This is a genomic window from Novosphingobium sp., from assembly GCF_965229225.1.
GTDB lineage: Bacteria > Pseudomonadota > Alphaproteobacteria > Sphingomonadales > Sphingomonadaceae > Novosphingobium.
Map to the genome: position 1 here is coordinate 2,959,312 of NZ_OZ245867.1, position 15,544 is coordinate 2,974,855.

The window sequence follows — 15,544 nt, forward strand, 5'->3', positions numbered from 1 at the left end:
CTCAGCCCAGCAGCCAGCGCCCCAGCAGGCGGTGGAACGGGAACGTCAGCGCGCCGGCGGTCAGGAGGCCGCCGATCACCAGCCCGCGCACGGTGCGCCGATGTGCGGCATGGTTGTGCGCCCGGGCGGTGAGGACGAGGCGCGGGGTTTGCACCGCCACGAAGGCGGAAAGCAGGTGGATCACGCTGAAATGGCCGTGGTTGGTTTCAAGGATCCAGAAGCTGTCCAGCGCCGAGACGAACATCGCGCTCGCCCAGACATATCCCAGCCGCCGGTGCAGCCGCGTGCCGCGCCTCTGCCACAGAATTACCGGGGTCAGCGTCAAAGCCACGATGACCGTGCCGAGGTGCAGCCAGATCGCGGGCGGCACCGCGCCCCAGCTCGCATGGCCGCGCATGATGGCGGCCAGCGCGGCAGCAAGCAGGGCCAGCGCTGCCCAGCCCAGCACACGTTCAAGCAGGTCGGGAGCGAGCGGCTGCGGGCGGGTTAATGCTTCGGCGGCCATGGAATGAACCCGGATGTGCGGCGCACATAGTCGGCATAATCCGGTCGGCGCTGGACGAGGCCTTTTTCGAGCAGCGGCTTGCCCGACCAGCGGGTGAGCGTGAAGGTCAGGAATACCGGCCCCGCCAGCGAAGCCAGCGCCACCGGCAGCCCGGCCTCGCTCGCTGCCAGCCAGATCCCCCACCACACGCAAGTGTCGCCGAAATAGTTGGGATGGCGGGTATAGCGCCACAGCCCGGTATCAAGCACTTTGCCCTTGCTGGCGGGATCGGCGCGGAACCGGGTGAGCTGCGCGTCGCCGATCGTCTCGAACGCAAAGCCGATCAGCCAGAGCGCGCCGCCCGCCATGGCCAGCGGCCCGATGCCTTCGCTGCCAGCGGCGAGCACGCCGAGCTGTGCGGGGAGGCAGGTCACATAAAGCAGCACGGCCTGCACCGCGAAGACTTGCGCCGCCGCTCTGCCATACTTGCCAGCCTTGCGCGCCTTGCCCAGCATCCTGGCGTAGCGCACGTCCTCGCCATGCGCGCGCCAGCGGGTGTAGAGATGCCAGCCGAGCCGCGCGCCCCAGATCAGCGCCATTGCCGCGATCAGGCTGGCGCGCGGACCCTTCTCAGCCGCCTGCGCCCAGGCCGAAACCGCGAGCGCCGCCATCGCCGCGCCCCACACCGCATCGATGAAGCTGACATCGCCGATCTTCGCGGCCGTGCGCGCCAGCACCGCCATCAGCACGGCGAGCGCCAGTGCATTGACGATCAGTCCTTCAAGCATCGAACATTCCCGCAAAGTCCTTGATCCCGCGCTCCGGATGGCGCGGGGTCACGCTCTGGTAGATCTCGGCGACCTGTTGCATGTCGGCCTTGTAGTCCCCCGTCGGCATGATCGCCGGGCCAAGCCCGCCAACCTTGCGGCCATAATCCATCATCCCGATCACCAGCGGCACGCCCGCGCCCAGCGCGATATGGTAGAAGCCTGTGCGCCACTGGTTGACCGCGCTGCGCGTGCCTTCGGGCGCAATCGTCAGCGCAAAGCGGTCGCGCCGCGCGAATTCGGCGATCATCGCATCGACCACGTTGTGCCGCGCCGAGCGGTTGATCGAAATCCCGCCCATGTCGCGCATGAAGCCGCCCATCGGCCAGCGAAACAGGCTGTCCTTGGCCATGAAGTGCGCATCGAGCCCCAGTTCGTTGACGAGGCCGAGAAAGTACACGAAGTCCCAGTTAGACGTGTGCGGCGCGGCGATGATCACATAGCGCCCACCCGGCGGCGGCGTGCCCACCGCCTTCCAGCCCTGCATCCGGTAAAAGCCCAGCAGCGCGCGCTTCACCACGCGCGAGGACAGACCGACTCGTCTGCCGTCTGGACCGCTTTCCAGCACGCCTTCGCCCATTCACCCATCCCCTTTACCCGCCGGTTTTAGCGGGGAGAAATTGGCTTGTCGAAGGGAACAAAGGTGCGGTCCGGGACTTTGGCCTGCCCTTTTAGACAAGTTTGACTATTATAAGCATAGTTATTATGTGCGTGGATATGCAGAACAACATCGCTTTCCTGACCTCGGACGTGAGCCGCCTGCTGCGCAAGCGTTTCGACGTGGTCAGCCGCCGCTTCGGCGTTACCGGTCCGCAGTGGCGCATGCTCGCCGCGCTGCGTCGCACTCCCGGCATCAACCAGGGCGCGCTCGCGCAGTGGCTCGAAGTGGAAGCGATCACTGCCGGCCGCATGATCGACCGGCTGGAAAAATCCGGCATGGTCGAACGCCGCGCCGATCCCAACGATCGCCGCGCCTGGCGCCTGTTCCTCACCGAAGCCGCCACCCCGCTGCTCGACGAACTGTTCGTGTGCGCGACCGATGTGTTCGAGGAAGCGCAGCAAGGCTTCTCGCCTGCCGAGCGCGAGCTGCTCCTTGCCCTTCTTGAACGGGTGCGGGCCAATCTCCTTGAGGATATCCCGCCCGAAAAGGCACCCGAAAGTTCTCTGGCCGAAGGAGCGCTCGCCCATGGCTGAAGCAGATCCCTTCAAGCCTGCCGAAGCAGCGGCGGCTGCGGCGAGCGAGCGGCGCAAGGCCACCCGCAGCAAGCGGCTGCGTCTTGCCGCCATGCTGATCGTCCCCGCCCTTGTCGTGGGCGGCGCACTTACCTGGTGGTTCGGCAGTCCTGGCGAGGTTTCGACCGACAACGCCTACGTGAAGCAGGACATCGTCTCGATCGCGGGTGAGGTGAACGGTCTCGTCGTTGCCGTGAACGTGCGCGAGAACAAGCAGGTCAAGGCGGGCGATGTCCTCTTCCGCATCGATCCCACCAGCTACGAAGTCGCGATGCGCCAGGCCGATGCGCAGATCGCCAGCGCGCAGGCCAACATTACCGCGCTTGTCGCCGATGTCGGCGCCAATGCCGCCAATATTGCCGGCGCGCGCGATGATCTCGCCCTCGCGGAAGCGCAGTATGCGCGCGAGAAGGCGCTGCTTGATCGCGGCTTCAACACCCGCGCCCGGATGGACGAGGCGCAGCACGCCGTCGCCTCCGCGCGGGATCGACTGGCCTCGGTTGCCGCCGAAGTGGAGAAGGCGCGCGCGCAGCTTGCCACCGGCGCGCAAGTGCCCGGGCAGAACCCGCAGGTCGCGGCGGCGCAGGCCACCCGTGCCAAGGCCGCGCTCGATCTCACCCGTACTGTGGTGCGCGCGCCGGTCTCGGGCCGTGTCACGCAGGTGAACCGCCTGCAGATCGGCCAGATGGTCTTCACCGGCGTGCCGATGCTTTCGATCGTGCGTGAAGGCGGGGCCCGCGTGGAGGCAAATTTCAAGGAAACCGATCTCGCCCGCATGCGCCCTGGCCAGCCCGCTGACGTGAAGCTCGATGCCTATCCGGGTCTCAAGCTCAAGGGCCATGTCGATAGCATCGGCGCGGGCACCGGCTCCGAATTCTCGGTGCTTCCCGCCCAGAACGCCACCGGCAACTGGGTCAAGGTCACCCAGCGCGTGCCGGTGCGCATCGCGATCGATTCGTCCAGCGGAGATCGCCCGCTGATCGCCGGCCTGAGTGCGAACGTGACGGTCCATGTCGGCGGCAAGTGATGCCCAGCAGCCCGCCTGGCTGGTAAAGCATCGCCCGCTGCTGTTCACTGCGGTGATGGCGGCGATGGTCATGCAGGTGCTCGACACCACGATTGCCAACGTCGCGCTTCCGCACATGGAAGCCTCGCTTTCGGCCACGCAGGAAACGATCAGTTGGGTGCTGACGAGCTACGTGCTCGCCTCTGCAGTCGTGCTGCCGCTCGGCGGCTGGCTGGTCGACCGGTTCGGCATCCGCCTCGTCTTCACGTTTTCGGTCGTGGCTTTCACCGCCGCCTCGATCATGTGCGGCCTTGCGCAGAACCTTGGGCAAATGGTGGCGTTCCGCGTGGTGCAGGGGATCGGCGGCGCGTTCCTTTCGCCCTTCGCGCAGACCGTGATGCTCAATTCCAGCACGACCGAAGAGCGGCCGAAGATGATGGCCCTGTTCACGCAGGGTGTCATGCTGGGCCCCATCGCGGGGCCGCTGCTCGGCGGATACATCACCGAAAGCTACTCGTGGCGCTGGGTGTTCTTCATCAACGTGCCCATCGGGATCGCGTCCGGCCTCGTGCTGTGGTGGCTGCTGCCGCGCCAGGATGCGATCCGCCGTCCGATCGACCTCACCGGCTGGCTGCTGGTGGCGCTCGCGCTTGCCTCGTTCCAGCTCATGCTCGATCGCGGCCCCTCGCAGGACTGGTTCGGTAGCGCCGAAGTGGTGACCTATGCCGTGATCTGGGCCTGCAGCGCGTGGATGGCGGTCGTCCACCTCGTCACTGCCGAAAAGCCGCTGTTTCCGGGCCGCATGTTTGCAGATGCCAATTTCGTTGCCAGCCTCATCTTCATGTTCCTGATCGGGTGCGTGATGATGGCGGTGCTCGCGCTGTTGCCTGGGCTGCTGCAGGGCATCTATGGCTACCCGGCAGTCGATGCCGGCTGGCTGCTTGCCCCGCGCGGGCTGGGCCTGCTGGCCACGATCACGCTGCTCGGCCGCTGGATCACGAAAATGGATCCGCGCATCGCGCTCACCATCGGGATGGGGCTTTCCGGCTGGTCGCTGTGGCTCATGGCGGGCTGGTCGCCCGATATGCCGATGACCCCGATCTTCCTGACCGGCCTGATCCAGGGCGTGGGCATCAGCTTCACGATCATGCCGATCAACCTGATCGCCTTCGCCACGTTGCCGCCAGAACTGCGCACCGATGCCGCCGGGCTCAACAACCTGATGCGGTCGATCGGCGCCTCGATCGGCATTGCGGTGTGCACCTTCATGCTCGCGCGCAACATGCAGGTGAACCACGCGGAGATGGGCGCCCAGATCACCCGGATGAGCGTGCCGTTCGATCTCGACCGCATCACTGCTTATGGCGGCGTATCCGAGGCCGGGATGCGGGTGGTCGATGGCATGGTCAACAAGCAGGCGGCGATGATCGGCTACCTCAACGATTTCTACATGATGGGCCTGCTGTGCTGGGCCTCGATCCCGGTGCTGTTTTTCGTGAAGGCCGGCAAACCCGCCATGGGCGGCGCACCCCAGATGGCGGCGGCAGACCACTAAGCGGTTGCTGGCAGGGGCACCGGGGTCTATCGGCAGCCCCATGGCCCTGATTTCCAATCCGAAGCTCGCCTGGATCCTGCGCTGCGGCTGGCAGGGCAAATGCCCGCGCTGCGGCGAGGGGCACATGTTTGCCGGCTGGCTCAAGCTCGCCAAGACCTGCGACCACTGCGGCCTCGATTTCAGTTACGCACAGACGGACGATGGCCCCGCCTTTTTCGCCCTGTGCATCACCGCGTTTCCGCTGGTCTTCGTCGTCGTCTATGTGCAGGTGAAGTTCGATCCGCCGTGGTGGGTCCATGTGTTCACTTCGATGCCGATCCTCGTCCTCGGCTGCGTCGCCACGCTGCGCCCGTTCAAGGGCTGGCTCGCAGCCTCGCAATACGTGAACAAGGCGGTCGAAGCGGGCACCGAAGGCCTCTGGGCAGAGCTGAACGCGCGCGAGAAAGCTGAGGATCAGGGTTCCTGAGCCGCACCGTCTAGCCATTCGCCGCGCAAAAGTCCCATGATCGCGGTATCCCACCGCTCTTTGCCCACGCGCGCAGAAGACCGGCGGATACCTTCCATACGAAAACCCAGCCGCTCGTAGACCCTGATGGCGGGCTGGTTCCAAGTATAGACTTTGAGCTCCACACGGGCGATTTCGGCCTTGGCGAAAGCCTTATCCACCACCAGCCGCAGCATCGGCAAGGCAAGACGAAGACCGCGCGCCTGCGGTGCAATTGCGACGCGGGAAAGCAATGCAACCCCGTTGCGCCAGTCGAGCCCAAGCTGCGCGTGCCCTATCGCCGTCCCATCGCTCTCAACCATCCAGCACACGCGCGTCGGTGGTGATGCAGCTGCCTCCGCCAGCATCGCCCCGAGTTGGCCAGCATCAAGCGGGAAGGTGACAAATGGGCCGCCCCACTGGACCAGATCGGCTTCGCTGAAGAACCAGCTACCGAGCGTTTCGAAATGCGCCTGCGAGAAGGGAACCAGCTTCAGCATGCCGATTGAGGGGCTAGCTAGACCGTCCGGTAGTCGGCAGTAATCGCCCCGCAGGAGAGCAGCTCTTCCTCGTGGCTCACTTCGCGCCAGGTTTCGGCCAGCGCCGCCGTTTCCCATTCCTGCATGACGGGATGCGCGATCACGTGGTCGATCCAGGCCTGACCCTTCCCAACGTCGAGGCCATAGGTGCGCACACGGTAAGCGACCGGCGCATAGAAGGCATCGAGCACCGTGAAAGCCTCGCCCGCCAGCCACGGCCCGCCGAAGCGCGCAAGGCCCTGCTCGAAGATCTCGCGCACCCTTGCCACATCGCGCACCAGCGCCTCGCGCATCGGGCGCGGCTGCACCCGCACGCCGACATTCATCGGGCAATCATTGCGCAAGGCCGAAAAGCCGCCATGCATTTCGGTCACGGCACTCTGCGCGAAGGCCCGTGCCGCCGCATCCACCGGCCACACGCCCTCGTGCCGGTCCGCCAGATAGAGCGCGATGCCGAGCGAATCCCACACGGTTGTCCCGCCATCAAGCAGCACCGGCACTTGGCCCGTGGGCGAGAACGCGAGGAACTCGTCATAGTTCGAAGGTTTGGTGAAAGGCTCGAAGCGTTCCTCGAAGGGAATGCCCAGCATCTTCATCAGCACCCAGGGGCGCAGTGACCAGCTTGAATAGTTCCGGTTTGCGGTGATGAGCGTATAGGGCATGGGGTTACTCCACGTAGTGCGCCGTCGTCTTCGCTCTCACATCCTCCGCGCTGACGCCCGGCGCCAGCTCGATCAGCCGGAACGGCGAGGCATGATCCGGGCGCGCGAAGACGGCAAGGTCGGTGACGATCATATCGACCACGCCCTTGCCCGTCAGCGGCAAGGTGCATGCCGGAATGAACTTGGGGCTGCCGTCCTTGGCGCAGTGCTCCATCACCACGATGATCTTCTTGACCCCCGCGACGAGGTCCATCGCGCCGCCCATGCCCTTGATCATCTTGCCGGGCACCATCCAGTTGGCGATGTCGCCGTTCTCCGCCACTTCCATTGCGCCCAGCACGGTGAGGTCGATATGCCCGCCGCGGATCATCGCAAAGCTCTGCGCGCTGTCGAAATAGGCGGACTGCGGCAGCTCGCTGATCGTCTGCTTGCCGGCATTGATCAGGTCGGCGTCTTCCTCGCCCGCGAGCGGGAAGGGGCCGATGCCCAGCATGCCGTTTTCGCTCTGGAGCGTCACCGTCATCCCCTCGGGGATATGGTTCGCCACCAGCGTCGGTATGCCGATGCCGAGGTTCACGTAGAAGCCGTCCTGCAGCTCGCGCGCGGCGCGGGCGGCCATCTGGTCGCGGGTCCAGCCAGCGGTCAATCCATCATGCTTGGTCATCAGCCGACATCCGTGTTGCGAACCGTGCGGAACTCGATCTTCTTGTCATAGGGCGAACCCACGATGATCCGCTGGACATAGACGCCCGGCAGGTGGATCGCATCGGGATCAAGGCTGCCGGTGGGGACGATCTCTTCCACCTCGACCACGCAGACCTTGCCGCAGGTGGCGGCCGGCACGTTGAAGTTGCGCGCCGTCTTGCGGAACACGACATTGCCCGTCTCGTCGGCCTTCCACGCCTTCACCAGTGCCAGATCGGCAAAGATCCCGCGTTCTAGGATGTATTCCTGGCCGCCGAACACCTTGCTTTCCTTGCCCTCGGCCACCAGCGTGCCGACGCCCGTCTTGGTGTAGAAGCCGGGAATGCCTGCGCCGCCTGCGCGCATGCGCTCAGCCAGAGTGCCCTGCGGGCTGAATTCCACCTCGAGCTCGCCCGAAAGATACTGGCGCTCGAATTCCTTGTTCTCGCCCACATAGCTGGCGATCATCTTCTTCACCTGCCGTGTGCGCAGCAGCATGCCGATGCCTTCGTTGTCGATCCCGGCGTTGTTGCTGGCGAAGGTCAGGTCCTTGACCCCGCTTTCGCGCACCGCCGTCAGCAGCCGCTCGGGAATTCCGCAGAGGCCGAAACCTCCGCAGGCGATCAGCAAGCCATCGCGCAGCAGGCCATCAAGGGCGCTGGCGGCATCGGGATAAAGCTTCTTGGCCACGCGAATCCGGCTCCTCTGCTATGCAGCGCCTATCTAGCGCCCAGCGGCAGCTTGTCACCCCAGCGGGAGCGCGAGCAGTGCTGAAAGATCGGCCAGCGCCTGTTCGCCGCTTGTCACCTTGATCGCGTGCATCCCCAGCTTTGCCGCCGGTTTGCAGTTCACGCCAAGGTCGTCGAGGTAGATGCAGGCCGCCGGTTCGAGCCCCAGTTTCTCGCACATCATCTGGTAGATGCGCGGATCGGGCTTGCGCACGCCGGCCTTGCTGCTTTCGATCACATGCTCGAAGCGCGCGAAGATAAGCTCGAGCGCATCGCTGCGGTCTTCGCTCCTCGCCAGGCCCGCGCCGCCGTGTCCGGCGGGCACATTGTTGGTGATGCAGGCGATGCGGTAACCGGCGGCCTTGAGCTGGTCGAGCGCAACGACCATCGCTGGCCGGACCGCGCCTGCCAGCACGGCGAGCACTTCGCTACCGGCCAGATCATGCCCCTGCACGCGCGCTTCCGCTGCAAACAGCGCATCGAACTGCGCCGCACCGATCTCAGCTCGTTCAAACTTTGCCCATGCGTTGTCGTCGGGGTTGGCCGCGTTGACCCGGCGCACGAAGTCCTGCGGCAATCCGCGATCCGCTTCCAGCCGATTGAACGCCTCGAACGGCGACGAGGTGATCACCCCGCCGAAATCGAAGATCACTGCCGCAAACGCCCGCTCCGTCACCATGCCCGCTCCCAGTTGCGTGTTGCTGGCGGCATAGCGGTCGCGGCGGCGCGCGCAAGGGCAAGGAATTGACCTGGATCATTGGGCACCGGTCCGGATCGGGTCTATCAGTGGCCGCATAGCCAAACCCAAGGAGAAACCCCATGCGCTCGATTCTCTGCCCGGCGGACAACGCCGAAACGCTGAACGACAGGGTCGAAACCGCGCTTGCGCTGGCGCGGGCGATGCGCGGCCACGTCTCTTTCCAGATCGCGACTCCCTTCGCGCAGATGGCGCTGTGGGAACCCTTCGGCGGGGCGGCGCTCTCGGCCGAAGTGATCAACGAGGTGCGAGCAGCAGACGAGCAGCTTGCCACGGACCTCGACAAGCGGCTCGCCAACGAAGACGTGCCCTTCGATGTGGTGCTCACCGATCAGGGCCGGGTCGAAAGCGTGGCTGCGGCTGCGCGCTTCACCGATTGCATCGTCGCCAGCCTCGATGATCCCGCGCTCGAGGAAGTGGCGCTGGGCTCGCGCTGCCCGGTGCTGGCTCTGCCGCGCGGGGTGCCGCTGGTCGTGTTCGACAAGCCGGTGCTGCTCGCCTGGGATGGCGGGCATGAAGCCGCTGCTGCCATGCACGCAGCGCTGCCGCTGCTGGCTCTCGCCAGCGCGGTTCACATCCTGATGGTGCGCGAAAAGGAAGACAGCTTCCCCGCGCGCGATGCGGCCTGCTATCTTTCGCGGCACGATATCCATGCCGAAGTCCATGAAGTGGCAAAGCACGGCGCGATCGGCACCGTGATTGCCGACAAGGCGCATGAACTGGGCGCGGGACTGATCGTGATGGGCCTGTTCGGCAAGAGCCGGCTGCGCGAACTCCTGCTCGGCGGAGTCTCGCGCGAGTTGCTCGACAAGTCGATGGTCCCGCTGCTCCTGGCACACTGAACCGCGTGACATTCCCCTTGGGGCATGTTGCGACGCAACGAAAGCGCTATCCGATTTTTGCATTGTCGCCATATCCGGGAGTCATACTGCTGTAATGGCGATGGAAATTGGCGGCTCCCCGGCGATTATGCTGTTTCGATTGCAAAAAGTGCAACCATTATGGCCCATTTCGCACTTGCGAGAACGGGGGGATAGTTGCATATGAAAATGGCCTTTCAGGCATCCTCTCCCAAAACTTTCAGGCCCGGTTGGCAACGACCGGGCCTTTTTTCTGCCTGGGCCATTCGGCCTGGGGCATGGGGCAGGAAGGCGCCGCAATCCTAGCGGTGCTTGACTGCAAGAGCATCGCAGCGTAGTGGCCCGCACCTGATTCCGGGCCGCGTTTTGCGCTGGCCACGGTCAAACCGATTCGAACGAAAAGAGCAAACCGATGAAGCGCACTTTCCAGCCCAGCAACCTCGTGCGTGCCCGCCGTCACGGCTTCCGCGCCCGCACGGCCACTGTCGGCGGTCGCAAGATTCTCCGTGCCCGCCGCGCTCGCGGTCGCAAGAAGCTTTCGGCCTGATCCCCGAAGCGCCAGCCGCCCCGCACGCTGCGGCGACGGGGCATCGGCTGGAAATCATTGCGAAGCGCGCCGATTTCCTCGCCGCGAACAACGGAATCCGGGTCGCAAGGCCCGGTTTCGTGCTTTTGGTGAACCCGCTGGCGCGCCCCGATGGCTTGCGCCGCTTCGGGGTCACCGTCACCAAGCGCATTGGCAATGCCGTCGCCCGCAACCGCATGAAGCGCCGCCTGCGTGCGCTCGCACGGGAAATCCTTCCAGCTCAGGGCATTGCCGGGGCAGACCATGTGCTGATCGGCCGCGAAAACGGGATCGAACGCAATTTCGCGCTGCTTCGCCAGGAACTCGAAGCCGCGCTTTCCCGCGTGGCTGCGGGCAAGGGCGATCCGCCGCGCAGACCTTCTACCAAGGGCAAACCCAAGGGACGCGGCAAGTGATCCGCCGCCTGCTGATCGTCCTGGTGCGCCTCTGGCAACTCGGTCCCTCGGTGATCCTGCCGCCCTCGTGCCGCTACAGCCCCTCGTGTTCGCACTATGCGATCGAGGCGCTGCGCAAACACGGTGCGATTAAGGGTGGTTGGCTGACGGTGAAGCGGCTATTGCGCTGCCATCCTTGGGGTGGCCACGGCTACGACCCCGTCCCCTAGTGCCGGTGCCGTGACAGCGTATCCTGCAGACATGACTTTTCGACGCGAGGCAGAGTGGAAAATCAGCGCAACGTAATTCTGGCGATGGTGCTCATGGCCCTCATGCTGGTCGGCTGGGACCTTGGCATGCGGTACTATTACCCTGCGCCTGCCAAGCCTGTCGCCGGTGCTGCCGCCGCACCCGGCGCCTCCGCCGGCAACGCACCTGCCCCCGCGCCCACGCTCAAGCCGACCCGCGAAGGCGGCCTGCAGGCCCCGGCCGATGTCGCGCTCGAAAAGCAGGACCTTGCCCAGACCCTCGCCGCCGGCCACCGCATTCCGGTCGATGCGCCCGGCCTCAAGGGTTCGATCAATCTCCTCGGCGGCCTCGTCGATGATCTCACGCTCGCCCGCCACCGCGAAACGCTCGACAAGAACAGCCCCCCGGTGCGCCTGTTCTCGCCCGCCGGCACGCCCGCGCAGCACTATGCGCAGGTCGGCTGGATCGGCCAGAACGGCATTGCCGCCCCAGGGCCGGACACGATGTGGCAGGCCGAAGGCGCGAAGCTGACGCCGGCGACGCCCGTCACGCTCAAGTGGACCAACCCCACCGGCCAGACGTTCGCGATCCGCTATGCGATCGATGCGAACTACATGATCACGCTGACCCAGTCGGTCAGCAATGCGGGCGGCGCGCCGGTTGCGGTCAAGCCGTTCGCGCTGGTCAACCGCACCGACCGCACCGCAAGCCTCGATACGTGGAACGTCCACTCGGGCCCGATCGCGGCGTTCGATGGCGCGGTCACGTTCGACAACAACTATTCGGATGTGAAGACTGCCGGCACGGTCAGCCCGGCGGGCTCTGCCAACTGGATCGGCTTCACCGATATCTACTGGCTCTCGGCGCTGGTCCCGGACACGGCGAACGGGGCGGTTCAGCCCAAGGGTGATTTCCGCAGTGTCGCGCCCGATATCTTCCGCGCGGACCTGATCTATCCCGTCGCGACCGTCGCGCCGGGGCAGACCGCGACGCAGACCGTGCGCCTCTTCGCCGGGGCCAAGGAAAACAATGTGCTCGAGGCCTACGAGAAGCAGGGGGCGACCAACCTTTCGCTCTCGATCGACTGGGGCTGGTTCCGCTGGTTCGAGAAGCCGATCTTCTGGCTGCTCGATTCGCTGTTCCGCGCGGTGCACAACTTCGGCCTCGCGATCATCCTGCTCACGCTGATCGTGCGCGGCATGATGTTCCCGGTGGCGCAGCGCCAGTTCTCCTCGATGGCGGCGATGCGCGCGATCCAGCCCAAGCTGAAGGTCATCCAGGAACGCTTCAAGGACGACAAGCAGAAGCAGCAGCAGGAAATCATGGCGCTGTACAAGGCGGAAGGCGTGAACCCGCTTGCCGGCTGCCTGCCGATCTTCCTGCAGATCCCGGTATTCTTCGCGCTCTACAAGGTGCTCGTGCTGACCATCGAGATGCGCCACCAGCCCTTCTACCTCTGGATCAAGGACCTCTCGGCCCCCGATCCGCTGCATGTGCTCAACCTGTTCGGCCTGCTGCCGTTCACCCCGCCCGCCTTCCTCGCGATCGGCGTTCTGGCGATCCTGCTCGGCATCACGATGTGGGCGCAGTTCAAGCTGCAGCCAGCGGCGATGGACCCGGCGCAGCAGCAGGTCATGGCGCTTATGCCGTGGATGATGATGTTCGTGATGGCGCCCTTCGCGGCGGGCCTGCTGATCTACTGGATCACCTCGAACCTGCTCACCATCGCGCAGCAGAAGTACCTCTACAGCAAGCACCCGCAGCTGAAGGCGCAGGCGAGCAAGGACCAGCTCGATATCGACCGCGTGGCCCTGCGTGAGCAGAAGACCACTCCGCGCAAGCCCAAGACCCGGTGAGTGACGCCGCGATGACCGCACCGACCGAAGAGGAAGCCGCGGCGCGCGCCGCACTTGAGGAGCGTGCCCGGCGCCTGTTCGCAGGCCCGGTGACCTTCCTCAAGTCTGCGCCCGCGCTCCAGTTCCTGCCCGATCCCACGGTGCCGGAGATCGCGTTTTCGGGCCGCTCGAACGTCGGCAAGTCCTCGCTGCTCAATGCGCTCACCGGGCGCAATTCGATGGCGCGCACCTCGGTCACCCCGGGCCGAACGCAGGAACTCAATTTCTTCGATCTTGGCGAGCCGATCCAGATGCGGCTGGTCGACATGCCCGGCTATGGCTTTGCCAAGGCGCCGCCCAGTGTGACCGAGCAATGGCGGCGGCTCGTGCGCGATTTCCTGCGCGGCCGCGTCGTGCTCAAGCGCACTCTGCTGCTCATCGATGCGCGCCACGGCATCAAGGCGGTCGATCAGGACATGATGCAGATGCTCGACGAGGCCGCCGTGGGCTACCGCGTCGTTCTCACCAAGGCTGACAAGATCAAGGCCAGCGAGCTTGCAGCGACGGTCGCCGCGACCGAGGCTGCCGCGCGCAAGCGGACGGCAGCGTTCCCGCAGATCCACGTCACTTCGTCGGAGCTCAAGATGGGCATCCCCGAGCTGCGCGCCGCGATCCTCGAAGACGCGGCGATCTGAGCGCGATCAGGCCGCGCGCGTGGCCTTGCGCTCCAGCAATGTGTCCAGCGAAACCGGGCGCTCGATGAAATAGCCCTGCGCGTAGTGGAAGCCGGCGAGCGTCGCTTCCATCAGCTGCATTTCGGTCTCGATTCCCTCGAACACGCATTCCAGTCGCAGCGAGCGGGTGAGGTTGAAGATCGCCCGGATCAGCCGCCGTCCCTCGCCATCATCGAGCCGCGCCGCGAAGCTGCGGTCGATCTTGATGATGTCGATCGGCAGCATGTGCAGCGTGCTGAGGCTGGAATAGCCGGTTCCGAAATCATCGAGCGCGATCTTGGCCCCGCAGGCGCGCAATTGCTCGAGCGCGGCGCGCGCGGCGGCGAAATCGCCGATCAGGGACGTCTCGGTGATCTCGAACACCAGCCGCTCCGCATTGATCCGGCGTCTCGCAATCCGCTCGATCAGCGCGGCGACCGTGCCGGGATCGGCAACGTCGGTCGGGGCGAGATTGAAGGACAGCCGCTGATCGGGCGGCAGCCGCGTGAAATCGTCCAGCACCCGCTCGAACGCGGCAAGGGTGACGGTGCGCGCCATGCCGAGCCGCTCGGCCGCAGCGAACAACTGTTCGGCCGGCACCGCGCCGATGGCCGGGGATTCCCAGCGCGCCAGCGCTTCGGCACCGACCATGTCCATCGAGCGCGTGCAGACGATCGGCTGATAGACCATCGCCAGCTCGCGGGTGAGGTCCGCGCTCTGGAGCGCGGCCTCCAGCGCCTGTTCGGAGCGGATGATTCGCTCCAGCTCGGACGAAAAGCGCACGATGCCGCCGCGCCGCGCCCGCTTGGCATGGTAGAGCGCGAAGTCCGCGCGGTCGAACAGGTCGTGCGCCGAAGTGCCCGCCTCCGGCCAGGTGGCGAGCCCGCCCGAACAGCCGACTGAAACCACGATATCGCCGAGCGGCACCGGTTCCTGCACGCGCTGGCACAGCCAGACGCCGATGGCCTCGGCCGATTGCATCGAATCCTCGACGATCAGGCCGAACTCGTCACCGCCAAGGCGCGCGATCACCGCGTCGGGCCCGCTCGCCTCGCGCAACCGCTCGCCGATCACCTGCAGCAGCCGGTCGCCCTGCGCGTGGCCGTGAACGTCGTTGATCGGCTTGAACCGGTCGAGATCGATCACGCCGATCGTGAAGGGCGCCGCCCTGTCGCCGCGCGCCAGCAGGGCATCGAGGCGGGCGAAGAAATAGCGCCGGTTGGGCAGCCCGGTCAGCGGGTCGGAATGCGCGAGCCGCGCGTTCTCTTCGGCAAGGTGCTGTGCCTGGGCCCGTTCGTGCTGAAGCGCCGCCCGCGAATCCTCCAGCGCGGTGAACGATCCGAACGAACCGCGCAGCACCTGCAGCACGACCACGACCACCAGCAGGATGTTGAGCGCCATCGCGGCCATCGTCACGGTTCCGCGCGCGAGGCAGTAGGTCAGGAACATGCCGAGCACGATGAAGCACACCAGATGCGCGGCCCGCGGCAGGTAGCTCAGGCAGAAGATGCAGCCCATCACGGTGATCGCGACGAACACCGTGACGTGGCCGTGTTCGTCGCCGCGGCCATACTGATCGAGCGCGAGCGCCCACAGGACAAACATCAGCGAAAGGGCCGTCGCCAGGATCTCGGTACGCCGCAGCATGTGCCGCGCGTAGGCCTCGCTGACCGCGTTTTCATCGATCGGGCGCATCCAGTTGACCACCCGCACGAGACACGCCGCGATGAGCACGATGGGCAGGGCGATCGTCAGCACACGCGGCGCATTCCCGATATGGGTATAGGCCAGTGCGGCCGCGTTCATCGTGAGGATGACGTACATCGACGGCAGCTGCTTGCGCAGGCGCAGGAACTGTTCAACCGGTAGCGGACGCCGCACGGATCCCGCTGCAGTTGATCCGTCTGCCGCCACAAAAGGCGCAACCGCCGCGTCTGCCTTCGATGCCATGCCGCATCTTCGCGTGCG

19 protein-coding genes are annotated in these 15,544 nt (G+C 65.6%); 10 read left to right on the forward strand and 9 right to left on the reverse strand.

Annotated elements, in window-relative coordinates:
• Window position 1: 1 nt before the first annotated feature.
• From ACO06X_RS13690 to ACO06X_RS13700, 3 genes are read right to left on the reverse strand one after another with little or no spacing between them, the layout of a single operon-like run.
• Window positions 2-505: a DUF2306 domain-containing protein gene (locus tag ACO06X_RS13690; RefSeq protein WP_421836800.1), complete on the reverse strand. Its 504-nt coding sequence runs from the start codon at window positions 503-505 to the stop codon at window positions 2-4.
• Complete coding sequence (locus tag ACO06X_RS13695) at window positions 487-1,272, reverse strand: DUF1295 domain-containing protein (protein WP_421836801.1); 786 nt, start codon at window positions 1,270-1,272, stop codon at window positions 487-489. Before ACO06X_RS13695 ends, ACO06X_RS13690 begins: the two co-directional genes overlap by 19 nt.
• Entirely contained in the window at window positions 1,265-1,891 is a 627-nt protein-coding gene (locus ACO06X_RS13700; protein WP_421836802.1) for a lysophospholipid acyltransferase family protein, read from the reverse strand. The genes ACO06X_RS13695 and ACO06X_RS13700 overlap by 8 nt, the downstream gene beginning before the upstream one ends.
• Window positions 1,892-2,133: 242 nt before the next feature.
• Between ACO06X_RS13700 and ACO06X_RS13705 the strand changes: the two genes are divergently transcribed.
• The 4 genes from ACO06X_RS13705 to ACO06X_RS13720 are packed head-to-tail and all read left to right on the forward strand — an operon-like array spanning window position 2,134 to window position 5,571.
• On the forward strand, window positions 2,134-2,505 hold the full coding sequence (locus tag ACO06X_RS13705; protein WP_421839912.1) for a MarR family winged helix-turn-helix transcriptional regulator: 372 nt from the start codon (window positions 2,134-2,136) through the stop codon (window positions 2,503-2,505).
• Window positions 2,498-3,571 carry an HlyD family secretion protein gene (locus ACO06X_RS13710; RefSeq protein ID WP_421836803.1) on the forward strand — a complete coding sequence of 358 codons (1,074 nt, stop codon included), beginning with the start codon at window positions 2,498-2,500 and terminating at the stop codon, window positions 3,569-3,571. The genes ACO06X_RS13705 and ACO06X_RS13710 overlap by 8 nt, the downstream gene beginning before the upstream one ends.
• Entirely contained in the window at window positions 3,555-5,105 is a 1,551-nt protein-coding gene (locus tag ACO06X_RS13715) for a DHA2 family efflux MFS transporter permease subunit (RefSeq protein WP_421836804.1), read from the forward strand. The genes ACO06X_RS13710 and ACO06X_RS13715 overlap by 17 nt, the downstream gene beginning before the upstream one ends.
• A 40-nt stretch (window positions 5,106-5,145) precedes the next feature.
• Complete coding sequence (locus tag ACO06X_RS13720) at window positions 5,146-5,571, forward strand: DUF983 domain-containing protein (RefSeq protein WP_421836805.1); 426 nt, start codon at window positions 5,146-5,148, stop codon at window positions 5,569-5,571.
• On the opposite strand, the gene ACO06X_RS13725 is transcribed toward ACO06X_RS13720, so the two are convergent.
• Genes ACO06X_RS13725 through ACO06X_RS13745 form a run of 5 tightly spaced genes read right to left on the reverse strand, consistent with a single transcriptional unit; the run spans window position 5,559 to window position 8,881 of the window.
• Entirely contained in the window at window positions 5,559-6,089 is a 531-nt protein-coding gene (locus ACO06X_RS13725; RefSeq protein ID WP_421836806.1) for a GNAT family N-acetyltransferase, read from the reverse strand. The genes ACO06X_RS13720 and ACO06X_RS13725 overlap by 13 nt on opposite strands.
• 17 nt (window positions 6,090-6,106) lie before the next feature.
• Window positions 6,107-6,790: a glutathione S-transferase family protein gene (locus ACO06X_RS13730; RefSeq protein WP_421836807.1), complete on the reverse strand. Its 684-nt coding sequence runs from the start codon at window positions 6,788-6,790 to the stop codon at window positions 6,107-6,109.
• A gap of 4 nt (window positions 6,791-6,794) precedes the next feature.
• On the reverse strand, window positions 6,795-7,454 hold the full coding sequence (locus ACO06X_RS13735) for a CoA transferase subunit B (RefSeq protein WP_421836808.1): 660 nt from the start codon (window positions 7,452-7,454) through the stop codon (window positions 6,795-6,797).
• Window positions 7,454-8,164, reverse strand: a complete 711-nt coding sequence (locus ACO06X_RS13740; RefSeq protein ID WP_421836809.1) for a CoA transferase subunit A — start codon at window positions 8,162-8,164, stop codon at window positions 7,454-7,456. Before ACO06X_RS13740 ends, ACO06X_RS13735 begins: the two co-directional genes overlap by 1 nt.
• A 54-nt stretch (window positions 8,165-8,218) precedes the next feature.
• Window positions 8,219-8,881 (reverse strand): HAD-IA family hydrolase, encoded by a 663-nt coding sequence (locus ACO06X_RS13745; protein ID WP_421836810.1) that lies wholly within the window; start codon window positions 8,879-8,881, stop codon window positions 8,219-8,221.
• A 140-nt stretch (window positions 8,882-9,021) separates the two neighbouring features.
• Between ACO06X_RS13745 and ACO06X_RS13750 the strand changes: the two genes are divergently transcribed.
• From ACO06X_RS13750 to yihA, 6 genes are all read left to right on the forward strand, one after another.
• The gene (locus tag ACO06X_RS13750; RefSeq protein WP_421836811.1) at window positions 9,022-9,801 is read left to right on the forward strand and encodes a universal stress protein; all 780 of its coding nucleotides are present in this window, start codon (window positions 9,022-9,024) and stop codon (window positions 9,799-9,801) included.
• Window positions 9,802-10,231: 430 nt separating this feature from the next.
• Window positions 10,232-10,366, forward strand: a complete 135-nt coding sequence (gene rpmH, locus ACO06X_RS13755; protein WP_298165898.1) for a 50S ribosomal protein L34 — start codon at window positions 10,232-10,234, stop codon at window positions 10,364-10,366.
• A gap of 56 nt (window positions 10,367-10,422) precedes the next feature.
• The gene (gene rnpA / locus ACO06X_RS13760; RefSeq protein WP_298166067.1) at window positions 10,423-10,800 is read left to right on the forward strand and encodes a ribonuclease P protein component; all 378 of its coding nucleotides are present in this window, start codon (window positions 10,423-10,425) and stop codon (window positions 10,798-10,800) included.
• Window positions 10,797-11,009, forward strand: a complete 213-nt coding sequence (yidD, locus tag ACO06X_RS13765; RefSeq protein ID WP_298165888.1) for a membrane protein insertion efficiency factor YidD — start codon at window positions 10,797-10,799, stop codon at window positions 11,007-11,009. Before rnpA ends, yidD begins: the two co-directional genes overlap by 4 nt.
• Before the next feature lie 54 nt (window positions 11,010-11,063).
• Window positions 11,064-12,884, forward strand: a complete 1,821-nt coding sequence (gene yidC / locus ACO06X_RS13770) for a membrane protein insertase YidC (RefSeq protein ID WP_421836812.1) — start codon at window positions 11,064-11,066, stop codon at window positions 12,882-12,884.
• Window positions 12,885-12,895: 11 nt separating this feature from the next.
• Window positions 12,896-13,558, forward strand: coding sequence for a ribosome biogenesis GTP-binding protein YihA/YsxC (yihA, locus tag ACO06X_RS13775; protein ID WP_421836813.1), 663 nt, complete (start codon window positions 12,896-12,898; stop codon window positions 13,556-13,558).
• Between the two features lie 6 nt (window positions 13,559-13,564).
• Here yihA and ACO06X_RS13780 read toward each other — a convergent pair whose 3' ends face one another.
• Window positions 13,565-15,526: a putative bifunctional diguanylate cyclase/phosphodiesterase gene (locus ACO06X_RS13780; RefSeq protein WP_421836814.1), complete on the reverse strand. Its 1,962-nt coding sequence runs from the start codon at window positions 15,524-15,526 to the stop codon at window positions 13,565-13,567.
• Window positions 15,527-15,544 lie beyond the last annotated feature (18 nt).